Annotated in this window: 10 protein-coding genes and 1 riboswitch; of the genes, 5 read left to right on the top strand and 5 right to left on the bottom strand. The window is 63.7% G+C overall.

The features are described 5' to 3' along the window. Positions 1–7: 7 nt before the first annotated feature. On the bottom strand, positions 8–982 hold the full coding sequence (locus BJI47_RS07205) for a 5'-3' exonuclease (protein WP_088943087.1): 975 nt from the start codon (positions 980–982) through the stop codon (positions 8–10). A 27-nt stretch (positions 983–1,009) separates the two neighbouring features. On the opposite strand from BJI47_RS07205, the gene BJI47_RS07200 reads away from it, so the two are divergent. After that, positions 1,010–2,155 (top strand): Xaa-Pro peptidase family protein, encoded by a 1,146-nt coding sequence (locus BJI47_RS07200; protein WP_088943086.1) that lies wholly within the window; start codon positions 1,010–1,012, stop codon positions 2,153–2,155. 1 nt (position 2,156) lies between these two features. On the opposite strand, the gene BJI47_RS07195 is transcribed toward BJI47_RS07200, so the two are convergent. Then, positions 2,157–2,570, bottom strand: a complete 414-nt coding sequence (locus BJI47_RS07195) for a TIGR03618 family F420-dependent PPOX class oxidoreductase (protein ID WP_088943271.1) — start codon at positions 2,568–2,570, stop codon at positions 2,157–2,159. Between the two features lie 31 nt (positions 2,571–2,601). Here BJI47_RS07195 and BJI47_RS07190 point away from each other — a divergent pair, with 31 nt between their 5' ends. The 3 genes from BJI47_RS07190 to BJI47_RS07180 are packed head-to-tail and all read left to right on the top strand — an operon-like array spanning position 2,602 to position 5,323. Continuing rightward, a complete protein-coding gene (locus BJI47_RS07190; protein WP_254900434.1) occupies positions 2,602–3,375 on the top strand; it encodes an SDR family NAD(P)-dependent oxidoreductase in 774 nt (257 codons plus the stop codon). Continuing rightward, a complete protein-coding gene (gene cbiE / locus BJI47_RS07185; protein ID WP_088943084.1) occupies positions 3,354–4,586 on the top strand; it encodes a precorrin-6y C5,15-methyltransferase (decarboxylating) subunit CbiE in 1,233 nt (410 codons plus the stop codon). The genes BJI47_RS07190 and cbiE overlap by 22 nt, the downstream gene beginning before the upstream one ends. Next, complete coding sequence (locus BJI47_RS07180; RefSeq protein WP_254900433.1) at positions 4,565–5,323, top strand: cobalt-precorrin-6A reductase; 759 nt, start codon at positions 4,565–4,567, stop codon at positions 5,321–5,323. Before cbiE ends, BJI47_RS07180 begins: the two co-directional genes overlap by 22 nt. Here the strand turns inward: BJI47_RS07180 and cobJ are convergent. Genes cobJ through cobG form a run of 3 tightly spaced genes read right to left on the bottom strand, consistent with a single transcriptional unit; the run spans position 5,320 to position 8,628 of the window. Next, positions 5,320–6,825: a precorrin-3B C(17)-methyltransferase gene (cobJ, locus tag BJI47_RS07175; protein WP_088943082.1), complete on the bottom strand. Its 1,506-nt coding sequence runs from the start codon at positions 6,823–6,825 to the stop codon at positions 5,320–5,322. The two genes, BJI47_RS07180 and cobJ, sit on opposite strands and share 4 nt — an antisense overlap. Beyond that, positions 6,822–7,448: a precorrin-8X methylmutase gene (locus tag BJI47_RS07170; protein WP_088943081.1), complete on the bottom strand. Its 627-nt coding sequence runs from the start codon at positions 7,446–7,448 to the stop codon at positions 6,822–6,824. Before BJI47_RS07170 ends, cobJ begins: the two co-directional genes overlap by 4 nt. A gap of 31 nt (positions 7,449–7,479) precedes the next feature. Continuing rightward, positions 7,480–8,628: a precorrin-3B synthase gene (gene cobG / locus BJI47_RS07165; RefSeq protein WP_088943080.1), complete on the bottom strand. Its 1,149-nt coding sequence runs from the start codon at positions 8,626–8,628 to the stop codon at positions 7,480–7,482. Positions 8,629–8,667: 39 nt separating this feature from the next. After that, positions 8,668–8,794: riboswitch (cobalamin riboswitch) on the top strand. Positions 8,795–8,840: 46 nt separating this feature from the next. On the opposite strand from cobG, the gene cobN reads away from it, so the two are divergent. Then, a complete protein-coding gene (gene cobN, locus BJI47_RS07160) occupies positions 8,841–12,449 on the top strand; it encodes a cobaltochelatase subunit CobN (protein ID WP_088943079.1) in 3,609 nt (1,202 codons plus the stop codon). Positions 12,450–12,456: the final 7 nt, after the last annotated feature.

The following is a 12,456-nucleotide window of genomic DNA, read 5'->3' as shown; positions in this document are numbered from 1 at the left end:
TTTCGGGTCAGGGACGGCCGTAGGTGCCCAGTGCCGAGGTCAATCGGTCCACGGCACTGCCGATTCCGAGCTCGGAAGCCAGCTGCGACAGCCGATCCGGGTCGGCGGGCACCGCTGGGATGATGTCCGAACGTGAGAACTCGACCTCGGCATCGGTAACGACGCGAACTACAGGCAGTGCTGCATCCAGATAGTCGCTCGCCGCGGTCAGTTTGGCTCGAATGCCCTTCGCTAGATCGGATGCTGGATCGTCCACCGCTGCGCGCAGTTCGGCCACCGAGCCGTAGCGCAGCATGAGCGTCGACGCTGTTTTCTCGCCAACGCCTTTCACACCCGGGAGTCCGTCGGAGGCATCACCGCGCAGAAGGGCCAGTTCGGCATACGCTTCGCCCGCCCGGTGCGGGGGAACCCCGTACTTGTCTGCCACTTCTGCGGGGCCGAACAACTCGGCCTTCGCCAACCCCCGTCCGACGTAGAGGACCCTGACCTGGTTGGGTTCATCGGATGCAACTTGCAGCAGATCGCGATCTCCGCTGACGACGACGACTGGATCTTCTCGCTCGCGCGCAGCCAGAGTTCCGAGCACGTCGTCGGCTTCGAGTCCGACAGATCCGGCAGTTGCGATCCCTGCGGCAGCGAGAACGTTCATGATCATCTCGACCTGCGGTGTCAGTGTTTCGGGTACTTCTTCGCTCGATCCGGTGTCGGGTAGTACTTCTGCGACGCGGTGTGCCTTGTACGACGGCACTGCATCCACTCGAAACTTCGGCCGCCAATCAAGATCGAGGCATACCGCGAGTCGGCGCGGCTCGGTTCGAGCCATCAGAGCGGCGACCATGTCGATGAATCCCCGCACGGCGTTGACGGGTCGCCCATCCGGGGCCGTGATCGATTCGGGCAGCGCGTAGTAGGCCCGAAACCACAGGCTGGCTCCGTCGAGAAGGAGAAGAGGTGACGTTCCCGGGGCTGTCATGGACATCATCTTGCCAAACGCCGTTAGCCTGAAGTCATGAGTTCCGATTCCACGTCGTCACCCACCCGATTCGCGACAGAAATCTATGCCTCGCGGCTGGCTCGCGCAGCCGAGTACGCCGGGCAAGCGGGTCTGGACGCCTTGCTGGTCACGCCTGGTCCAGATCTGCAATATTTGGTCGGTTCGCGGGCAAGTTCGTTCGAGCGTCTGATCTGCCTGGTGATCCCTGCGGATGGCTCGAGCTCTACCGTGGTCGTCCCGCGTATCGAGTTGGCAGCCCTCCAGGATTCCGCGGTCGGTGATCTGGGCCTCGTCATTACCGATTGGGTGGATGGAGTCAGCCCGTACGCACTTGTCGCCGCCGTCTTGCCGTCCGGCGCGAAGACCGCGGTCGACGACGCCATGCCGGCATTGCACTTCGTGCCGCTGGCCGAGAAGTTGGGGCGGACACCAATTTTGGCAACCGCGGTGTTGCGGCAACTGCGAATGCCGAAGGACAGCGCCGAGATCGAGGCGCTTCGGCGCGCAGGCCACGCGATCGACCGGGTCCACGCCCGAATGGGGGATTTTCTCAGAGTCGGTCGAACGGAGGCCGCAGTTGCACACGACATCGGTGCGGCGATCGTGGAGGAAGGGCACACCGAAGCAGCGTTCATCATCGTCGGCTCCGGTCCCCACGGTGCGGATCCGCATCATGAGGTGTCGGAGCGCATCATCGAGGCAGGAGATGTCGTTGTGATCGACATCGGCGGGCCTGTCGCGCCGGGGTACAACTCCGATTCGACGCGGACGTACGTTCTGGGCGAGCCCACCGGCGAGGTTGCCGCGCAGTACGCAGTCCTCGAGCGAGCACAACAGGCGGCAGTCGACGCCGTCAGGCCCGGTGTGAGAGCCGAGACCATCGACGCGGCGGCGCGCGACGTGCTGTCCGCCGAGGGACTAGGAGACGTCTTTTTGCACCGCACCGGCCACGGAATCGGTCTGTCGGTTCACGAAGAGCCATACATCGTGGCGGGCAATGACATCGAATTGGTCGAGGGGATGGCTTTCAGTATCGAACCCGGGATCTATTTTCGAGGTCAGTGGGGTGCGCGAATCGAGGACATCGTGATCGTCACCGCGGACGGGTGCGAGTCGGTCAATCTTCGGCCGCGTGGGCTGACAGTGTTGCCTGCCTCGTAAATCAACGCGCCAGCAACGAAGCGGAGCCGAGTACCCGTTGGACGGCGATACGGATGACGACTCGTTCGGGATTCTCACTGGGAACTCGGTAACGCACGGCGTATCTCTGTTCGGCATCGCGAACGTCGTCGGGGTTCGTCAGAACTTCGCTCGGACCCTCCAAGGTCAGCCAGAGTGGTCCTTCGATCTGGCTGACCGCCGCGTATCCACCTCGCGCAGCATTGATTGCCTTTTGTGACGTACGGCGTGTGATCACGCGAGCAAAACGGGCATCGGGATCCCAAGTGAAACCGACAGCGACGACGTGGGGAGTGCCGTCGGCGCGAAGTGTCGTCAGTGTCGCGAGATGACGTTGGGTGAGAAATTCGGCCGCTTCGGCGGTGAGGGCTGCAGAGTCTGCGGGGGTGGTGGCCATGCTATGACCGTAATCGGCGACACTGTAAGCCGTGACGTCCACTCCACCCAGTGACACTTTTCCGCGCCATGTCGGCACAGTCCTGCTTCTAGGGGGCCGCAGCGAGATCGGTATGGAGGTGGCGACTCGGCTTGCGCCCGGTCGGACCGTCGTGCTCGCTGCCAGACGGAGCGATCAGCTTTCCCCGCAGGTCGGACGGTTGCAAGCCGCAGGTGCACGCAGTATCGCAACGGTGGAGTTCGATGCCGACGACGTGAGCCGTCACGGTGAATTTCTCGATTCCGTCGCGCAGGAGTACGGGCCGTTGGCGACCGTGATTCTGGCCTTCGGAATTCTCGGCGATCATGCACGGGCCGTATCGGACGCAGAGCATGCGATGGCGATAGTGCATACGGACTTCGTCGCTCAGGTCTCCGCTCTTACTCACGCGGCTCGGATGATGCGTCAACAGGGGAGCGGCGAACTCGTAGTCTTCTCCTCCGTGGCGGGCATCCGCGTGCGCAAAGCCAATTACGTGTACGGCTCGGCGAAGGCTGGCCTCGACGGTTTCGCGAGCGGTTTGGCGGACGCTCTGCATGGGTCGGGGGTGTCACTGCTACTGGTTCGCCCGGGCTTCGTCATCGGATCGATGACCGAGGGGATGTCTCCCGCACCGTTTTCCAGTACCCCGGGCCAAGTCGCAGATGCCGTCGTGCTTGCGCTGGCACGAAAGAAGTCTCGGGTGTGGGTGCCCGGCATTCTCGGACCCCTGTATGCCGGATTGAATCTGCTGCCGTCGTGGCTGTGGCGAAAGATGCCTCGCTGATGATCCCGGTCGGTCGGATCGCGGTCGTCGGTATCGGAGCAGACGGTTGGGAAGGTGTAGCCGAATCAGCCAGGGCAGTGATCTTGTCCTCGGACGTGGTCTTCGGCTCGGCTCGGCAGTTGGCGACGCTTCCTATACCGGAAGGACGTGTACGTCGGTGGCCGTCCCCGTTGTTGCCAGGACTGCGCGCCTCGATCGACGAGTTCGACGGCAAGCGGGTATGCGTACTCGCGAGCGGGGATCCGATGTTCCACGGCATCGGAGTCACGCTGGCGAGAGAATTCGGCGCCGCGCGGTTGCATGTGATGCCGGCGCCGTCGTCGATGTCGTTGGCCTGTGCGCGGCTGGGCTGGGCGGTGCACACCACCACAGCAGTCAGTCTCGTCAATTCCGAAGTCGCGACGCTGTTACCCGCCTTGGCTCATGGCGGCCGAGTGATCGTTCTTTCCCGAGACCGGCACACCCCGGTTCAGGTGGTGTCGTTGCTGCGTGAGTCGGGGTTCGCGGACTCGGTTGTCACAGTCTTCGAACAACTCGGCGGACACTCCGAACGGTCGGTGACCGGCACTGCGCGCACGTGGCGCGAGGTGCCCGGAGATCCGCTCAACGTCGTCGCCGTCGAGTGCGTGTTCTCGCCCCCTGCGTCTCGGATCAGTCGAATCCCAGGGCTGCCCGACGCTGTCTACGCCGGTGACGGTCAGCTGACCAAATCCGAGGTTCGCGCGTTGACGATCAGTGCGCTTGCCCCGACGCCGGGAGAAGTGTTGTTCGATGTCGGTGGCGGGTCCGGATCGATCGGTATCGAGTGGATGCGAACGGATCCACGATGTACCGCAGTGGCATTCGAGACTATCGAGGCGCGACGATCACAGATCGAAGTCAACGCACGTGCGCTCGGCGTTCCGGGACTTCAGGTTCGAGGCGCTGCACCCGACTGCTTCGGCGACGGTGAGCAACCCGATGCCGTGTTCATCGGTGGCGGACTGACCCAGACCGAGATGATCGAGGCCTGCTGGTCGCAACTGCGAGAAGGTGGGAGACTCGTCGCGAATGCGGTGACGGCCGAATCCGAGGCGCTTCTTCTGCAGTGCGTGGATCGGTACGGTGGGTCGTTGAGAAAGTTCCAGATCTACCGGGGGGAGCCGTTGGGCTCGTTCACCAGTTGGCGACCGCAACTTCCGGTTGCGCAGTGGATGTCGATCAAGCAGTGAGGGTTCTGGTACTCGGAGGCACCTCCGAGTCGCGTGAGCTGGCCGCGCGGTTGTCCGGCGACGATCGGTTCGACTTCGTCACTTCTCTTGCCGGACGCGTCCGGGACCCGATACTTCCGCTGGGCACTTCGCGCGTCGGCGGGTTCGGCGGGGCCGACGGGCTGATCCGCTGGCTGCACGATCACGAAATCGACGCGATGGTGGACGCGACGCATCCCTTCGCCTCCACGATCTCGAACAACGCCGCCATCGCCGCTGCACACCATCGCATCCCGCTTCTCGGACTTCATCGCGCGCCATGGTCCCGCGGGCGCGATGACCAGTGGATAGAAGTATTCACCCCAGGAGAAGCAGCGGCGGCCATTCCAGCCGACGCCGGTCGCGTCCTGCTGACGATCGGGCGTCAGGAGGTAGCGGCCTTCGCGGCGATCGAATCCAGCTGGTTTCTGATTCGTAGTATCGATCCACCAGACTCGGCACTTCCGATCGATCACGAATTACTGCTCGCACGAGGGCCGTTCGACATCGCCTCCGAGATCGAACTGATGCGCAGCCGTGGGATCGACGCCGTCGTCAGCAAGAACAGCGGGGGAGTGATGACGGAAGCGAAGATCACCGCAGCGAGAGAGCTGGGCGTTCCAGTGATCATGATCGCCCGGCCGACAGTGCCGTCCGATCGACGTGTGGTCCACACTGTGGGCGACGTGCTGACCTGGCTGGGTTCGCTTTCCGGCTAGGTCAGGCCCTCGGTGGCAGGGTATCTGCGCGGCGTGAAAATCATTGCGCCACTTCCCGTGTCGATGATCTCGGTGAGCGAGGATCCCACGATGAGGAGGCATCGCATATCAATTTTCGCTTCGGCGAGATCTGCCAACCGGACGGTGGTCACCGACTCGTCTTCGCTTCCTACCGCGCGACCGATGACCACCGGGGTGTCGGGTTCACGATGTTCGAGGAGGATGTCGCGTGTCGCGGAGATCTGCCACGTCCTCGACTTCGAGGCGGGGTTGTAGATGGCAATCGCCATGTCCGCTTCGGCCACAGCTGACAAGCGGGCGGCCACGACGTCCCAGGGCTTGAGGCGATCCGACAACGAAATCACGGCATAGTCGTGTCCGAGTGGTGCGCCGACGCGGCTTGCTACCGCATTGGCTGCGGTCATTCCAGGGACGACCCGCACCGGCACGGTCGACCATTGATCTTCGGCGGCGATCTCGACGACTGCCGAGGCCATTGCAAACACTCCAGGATCGCCGGAGGACACCACTACAACCCGTCGACCCCGCTTCGCGAGATCTAAAGCGAAGGCAGCACGTTCGGACTCGGCCTTGTTGTCGCTTGCATGACGAATCTGTCCGGCCTGCAACGGGACTCGGTCGAGGTATGTCACATAGCCGACGAGGTCGGTGGCAGCGCGAAGCTCATGACGAACTTCTTCCGTCGTCCACTTGTCTGCGCCCGGACCGAGGCCGACGACGACAACTTCACCCAGTGTGCGCGATTCGACGGGATTGTTCGCCGGGCTCGGCACGATTGCGATGGAGAAGTACGGCACCTCGTCGGCGACGACGTCGGCAGCGGCTAGAACCCGTTCGCTACCGGTACTGGCTCGCTCGACGTAGTACGCTTCGCCGAGTCGACCCGAATCTTTCAGTGCGGCTGCAACATTGGGGTACGTGCGTCCAAGCTTCATGATCGCGGCCGCATCGGTGTTTCGAAGCCGCCTCGTCAGCTCGGCGACAGACAGTGTTCCGGGTAGCACCGTGAAGACTTCGTCGCGCTCGACCAGTGGTGTCTTCAGTGCGGCCGAGGCGGCGCTCACCGAAGTCACACCCGGTACGATCTCGACGTCGAACCGGTCGCAGAGCCTCTTGTGCATGTGCATGTAGGAGCTGTAGAAAAGCGGGTCGCCCTCGGCGAGAAGTACTACCGAGAGTCCGGACTCGAGATGTGCGGCAAGGCGTTCGGCTGCCTGGGTGTAGAACTCGTCGATAGCTCCCTGATAGCCGCCTGGGTGATCGGTGGTCTCCGTGGTGACCGGGTACACCAGGTGCTCTTCGATCTGACCTTCGCGCATATAGCCGGCGGCAACTCCGCGTGAGATGGATTTGCCATGCTTGGCGCTGTGGAATGCCACGACATCGGCTTCACCGATGACCCGCGCAGCTTTGACCGTCACCAGTTCGGGATCCCCGGGCCCGATGCCGACGCCCCACAACTTTCCTGGAATTACACTCATTCTTCCTCGCTTGCAATGGCATTGACTGCGGCGGCTGTGATGGCGCTACCGCCACGCCGTCCCCGAACCACCAGATACTCGAGACCGAAGTTCGAAGCGATGAGGTCCTCCTTGGATTCGGCAGCACCGATGAAACCGACCGGACCCCCGACGATCGCGGCGGGTTTGGGTGCGCCTGCAGCCAGCATCTCGAGCAAATGGAACAGCGCTGTCGGCGCGTTACCGATTGCAACTACAGCGCCGTCGAGCCGATCGCCCCACAATTCGAGCGCGGCCGCCGTTCGAGTCGTGCCCATCTTGGCCGCGAGATCACGCACTGTCGGATCCGACAGGGTGCAGATCACTTCGTTGTCGGCGGGCAATCGGCGGCGTGTGACACCGGCCGCGACCATTTTCACATCGCACAGAACCGGTGCACCTGCGGCGAGGGCAGAGCGGGCGGCGGAAACAACCGACGGTGTAGCGCCGATTACTTCGGTGAGGTCGACTTCACCGCTGGCATGGATCATCCGAACGACAACCTGCGCGACGTCAGGGGCGAACGCCGAAAGATCTGCCTCGGCTCGAATGGTCGCGAAGGACTGTCGATAGATCTCCGCACCGTCGCGGATGTAGTCGTACATGGAGTTCACGATAGGTCAGAACGGAGGCCCCTCATGACACCCGGTATCCGGCGCCGGTAGCGACGACGTCCACGATCTCGCCTTTCGGCCTGCCGCATCGACGCTCGCATCCTGACCAATGTTCGCGTTGGTCAGCAAGATTGCGGCCGGCAGCCACGGCGTCGCGTAGATCCCCCCGCACGTCGGCATTCGACTTCTCGCACCCAGGTGCGCCGGTGCAGGCGCTGAGGTTCACCCAGGGTGAGTCGGCATCGAAGATCAAGCCCATCGGGGCAAGTACTCGGACCACCTGTTCGGCAGCGCCCTCGTCGAGATCGCACACGACGATCCCGCGCCACGGCGTGACGACGAGTGGCTTGTCGATAGCAGCGAGAAACTCGGCGAGCCGCGCATCGAGGACTCCGAGCGCAAGGACTCCGCCCAGCGCGACGAGTCCGTCGCGCTGCGATAGCCACCCGATCGGGGGCGTATCGGACGGCCGAGTGGCCAGTGGGCCCGTACTTGTCGGGTCGCAGGTGGATGAATCGAGGCCCAGCGTTGCGAGAACTCGTGCGGGCCCGTCGGCGAGCTCGGTCAGTCGCCACTCCGTGCCCCGCAACGAGACGAATATCCGGGCGGCATCCACCAGCACGTCGACGACGCGATCGCGGTCGACCCGGACACCCGTATCAGCGCTACCGAGGATCAGTGCGAACAACTCGGGCGAGAGCGCTTGGACACCGAAGTCCGGGTCCAGAGCGGTCACGTCACCTCGGCCGTCGTCGAGGGCGAACAGTGTCCGGCCGGGAAGATCCACCAGCTCGGCACGGGTGCACAAGCCTCGGTCGAGTGCGGTGATCAAGGTTCGAACATCGGCGACACCGTTCACCCGACCTGTCAAAGGCGAGGCCAGTATGTTGCGTACACGCTCGTGCGACGGGGAAGGCAACATACCGGCATTCGCGAGTCGTCGAGCCAGTTCGGTGCTGTCCCGAACCCCGCGGAATTGAATATTGCCGCGGGATGTCAACTGCATCGACCCGTTGCCGAGATCGGCTGCAGCCTTCGCGAGAACCTGCATGTGGGAAGGGTCGACCATTCCACCGGGTAGCCGCACCCTGGCCAGCGGGCCATCGGCCGCTTGGTGCAAGGTCAGTGCACCTGGGCAGCGGTCGGGAGTTGTTCTCGGGTCGCTCGACATCACCTGTTCAGGCTACAAGTGCATCTTGTCGGCGTTTCCCGATGTTACGAGGCGGAGGGTTTCTTCGGTAGCATCCCCTTCGAACGGCTTCGGCCGAGAGGAAGCCGGTGTGAGTCCGGCGCGGTCGCGCCACTGTGAAAGCCAGACCCTCTCCCGTGAGCCCACACGCAAGACAAATGCGGGGCGCGAAAACCCCGAGGAGGGCAGTACCCGTGATCCTGCTTCTGTCCACATCGGACACCGACCTGCTCAGTGCGCGTGCCAGCGGCGCCGACTATCGGTGGGGAAACCCTTCCCGCCTGCTCGCCGACGATGTTGCCGGGCTGGCCGGGGGCGTCGATGTGATCGTGCTCCGGATCCTGGGGTCGAAGCGGTCCTGGGAAGAAGGCGTCGACGCGGTACTTGCCTCGGGCGTCCCGGTGGTCGTTCTCGGTGGGGAGCAGGCGCCGGACGCGGAGTTGATGGAGTTGTCTACCGTCCCCGGCAATGTCGCAGCGCAGGCCCACAATTACCTGGCAGAAGGTGGCCCGGAGAATCTTGCCGAACTTTACGGCTTCCTGTCCGACACCATTCTGCTCACCGGTCATGGGTTTTCTGCGCCCGTCCACACACCCACGTGGGGAGTGCTGGAGTCTTCGGTGACACCCGCCGATGCCGACGGACCGACCATCGCGATCCTCTACTACCGAGCGCAGCACCTGGCTGGAAACACCGCATACATCGAAGCTCTTGCCGCGGCCGTCGAGGCGAAGGGTGGGAAGGCGCTTCCGATCTTCTGCGCGTCGTTGCGCGCCGCGGAACCGGAACTCCTGGGCGCCTTGAAGTCGGCCGACGCGATGATCGTGACAGTGTTGGCCGCGGGTGGAACCAAGCCTGCAGGCGCGTCGGCAGGCGGCGACGACGAAGCTTGGGACGTTGCCGAACTGGCCGCGCTGGACGTTCCCATCCTGCAGGGGCTCTGCTTGACCAGCAGCCGGGCTACCTGGGACGCGAACGACGACGGCATGTCCCCGCTCGACGTTGCGACTCAAGTTGCGGTTCCCGAGTTCGACGGCCGACTCATCACGGTTCCGTTTTCGTTCAAAGAAATCGACGGCGACGGTCTCACCACCTACGTTCCCGATCACGAACGTGCCGCTCGGGTAGCCGGAATCGCGGTGCGTCATGCACGGCTTCGCCACATTCCTGCATCGGAGCGCAGGATTGCCCTGATGTTCTCGGCGTACCCGACCAAACATGCTCGCATCGGAAATGCCGTCGGCCTCGATACTCCGGCAAGCGCGATTTCGCTCATGACCGAGATGCGCACAGCGGGCTACGATCTCGGACCCGAAGACGGCCCCGATGCCGTTCCGGGCTTGGCCGCCCGCGATGGCGACGCGCTCATTCACGCACTTATCGCGCGCGGTGGACAGGACCCGGATTGGCTCACCGACGAACAGCTCGAGGGCAATCCGATCCGCATCTCGGCCGCACGGTACCGGTCGTGGTTCGCCGAGCTGCCGGAGGACCTGACGACCGCCGTCGAGAAGCACTGGGGACCGGCTCCCGGTGATCTGTACGTCGATCGTTCGAGCGATCGCGACGGCGAAATCGTCATAGCGGCAATGCAGTTCGGCAACGTCGTCATCATGGTTCAACCGCCCCGCGGATTCGGCGAGCGCCCCGTCGCGATCTATCACGATCCGGATCTGCCTCCCAGTCACCATTATCTCGCGGCTTATCGCTGGATCCAGGCCTCACGCCAGGACGGCGGCTTCGGTGCCGATGCGATGGTCCACCTCGGAAAGCACGGCAACCTCGAGTGGCTGCCAGGTAAGACACTCGGGATGTCTGCTTCGTGCGGCACCGATGCCGCGCTCGGTGACCTGCCGCTGATCTACCCGTTCCTCGTCAACGATCCGGGCGAGGGAACGCAGGCCAAGCGTCGTGCCCACGCCACTTTGGTCGATCACCTCATCCCGCCGATGGCCCGTGCCGAAAGCTACGGCGACATCTCCCGGCTCGAGCAGTTGCTCGACGAGCATGCCAACATTTCGGCTTTGGACCCGGCCAAACTGCCTGCTATCAGGCAGCAGATCTGGACGCTGATGACTGCGGCACAGATGCATCAGGACCTCGGATTGGAGGAACGTCCCGACGAAGAAGTATTCGACGACATGCTGCTGCACGTCGACGGTTGGCTCTGCGAGATCAAGGACGTCCAGATCCGGGACGGTCTGCACATCCTCGGCCAGGAACCGGTCGGCGACGCCGAGGTGGAGTTGGTGCTGGCCATGCTGCGTGCACGTCAGATGTGGGGCGGCGAACAAACCGTGCCCGGACTTCGCGAAGCGTTGGGACTGAGCGAAGACGGGGACGAGGAGCGAACACGAGTCGACGCCATCGAGTCGATCGCGCACGGTCTCGTGGCGAAGATGCAGACGGAGCAGTGGGATCCCGGCGCCGCCGAACGAGTAGCGGGAGAGCACGGAACGGTCGTTGCCGAGATCCTTCGCTTCGCGGCCACCGAGGTCGTTCCCCGGCTCCGGGCGACCTCTCGCGAGATCGACCAGATCCTGCACGCACTCGACGGCGGGTTCATTCCCGCCGGCCCGAGCGGGTCCCCGCTGCGCGGACTCATCAACGTGCTGCCCACCGGCAGGAACTTCTACTCGGTCGATCCCAAGGCAGTGCCGTCGCGCCTGGCGTGGGAAACCGGGCAGGCAATGGCCGAGTCGCTTCTCGCCCGCTACCGCAAGGACCACGGGGAGTGGCCCAAGTCCGTGGGTCTTTCGGTGTGGGGCACCTCCGCCATGAGGACCTCCGGTGACGATGTCGCAGAAGTCTTCGCACTCCTCGGCGTTGCACCGGTGTGGGACGAGGCTTCCAGACGCGTCACCAAGCTCGAAGTCATCGACCTGGCCGAACTGGGACGACCACGTATCGATGTCACGGTGCGAATCAGCGGCTTTTTCCGCGACGCCTTTCCGCACGTGCTGGCCATGCTCGACGACGCGGTGCGCCTCGTCGCTGCATTGGACGAACCGGCCGACCAAAACTATGTTCGCGCACACGCTCAGGCAGATCTCGCCGAGCATGGCGATGAGCGTCGCTCGACTACTCGCATCTTCGGCTCGAAGCCTGGAACCTACGGCGCTGGGTTGCTGCAACTGATCGACAGCAAGACCTGGCGTAGCGACGAAGATCTGGCGCAGGTCTACACAACGTGGGGCGGGTTCGCATACGGGCGAGGTCTCGACGGAGTGCCCGCTTCGGACGATATGCGCAGTGCTTACCGCCGCATCGCTGTTGCCGCCAAGAACACCGATACTCGTGAGCACGACATCGCCGATTCGGACGACTACTTCCAGTATCACGGCGGGATGGTTGCAACTGTTCGTGCTCTGACGGGGAAGTCACCCGAGGCGTACATCGGTGACAGTACGAGGCCGGAATCCGTGCGGACCAGAACGCTGTCCGAGGAAACCGCTCGCGTGTTCCGAGCTCGGGTGATCAATCCTCGCTGGCTCGAAGCGATGCGCAGACACGGATACAAGGGTGCGTTCGAGATGGCGGCCACGGTCGATTACTTGTTCGGGTACGACGCCACTACAGACGTCGTCGCCGATTGGATGTACGAGAAGCTGGCCGAGACGTACGTCCTGGACGAGCAGAATCAGAAGTTCATGCAGCAGTCCAATCCGTGGGCCCTGCACGGGATCGCGGAGCGGTTGCTCGAAGCGGCCGAACGGAAGATGTGGGCCGAGCCCGACGCCGCAGTCCTCGACGGCCTACGCCAGGTGTATCTCGAAACCGAGGGCGACCTGGAGGGGGAGTAGCCGTACC

Origin of the sequence: Rhodococcus sp. 1168, assembly GCF_002091955.1 — a bacterium.
Taxonomy (GTDB): domain Bacteria; phylum Actinomycetota; class Actinomycetes; order Mycobacteriales; family Mycobacteriaceae; genus Rhodococcoides.
The sequence above is the reverse complement of the archived record's forward strand: the minus strand, read 5'-3'. Positions and strand labels throughout refer to the sequence as shown.

Bases quoted from the DNA above. Each gene is read 5' to 3' on its own strand.
- BJI47_RS07200 (WP_088943086.1), top strand. From the start codon at position 1,010: ATGAGTTCCGATTCCACGTCGTCACCCACCCGATTCGCGACAGAAATC.
- BJI47_RS07205 (WP_088943087.1), bottom strand. From the start codon at position 982: ATGATGTCCATGACAGCCCCGGGAACGTCACCTCTTCTCCTTCTCGAC.
- cobJ (WP_088943082.1), bottom strand. From the start codon at position 6,825: ATGAGTGTAATTCCAGGAAAGTTGTGGGGCGTCGGCATCGGGCCCGGG.
- cobG (WP_088943080.1), bottom strand. From the start codon at position 8,628: ATGTCGAGCGACCCGAGAACAACTCCCGACCGCTGCCCAGGTGCACTG.
- BJI47_RS07195 (WP_088943271.1), bottom strand. From the start codon at position 2,570: ATGGCCACCACCCCCGCAGACTCTGCAGCCCTCACCGCCGAAGCGGCC.
- BJI47_RS07170 (WP_088943081.1), bottom strand. From the start codon at position 7,448: ATGTACGACTACATCCGCGACGGTGCGGAGATCTATCGACAGTCCTTC.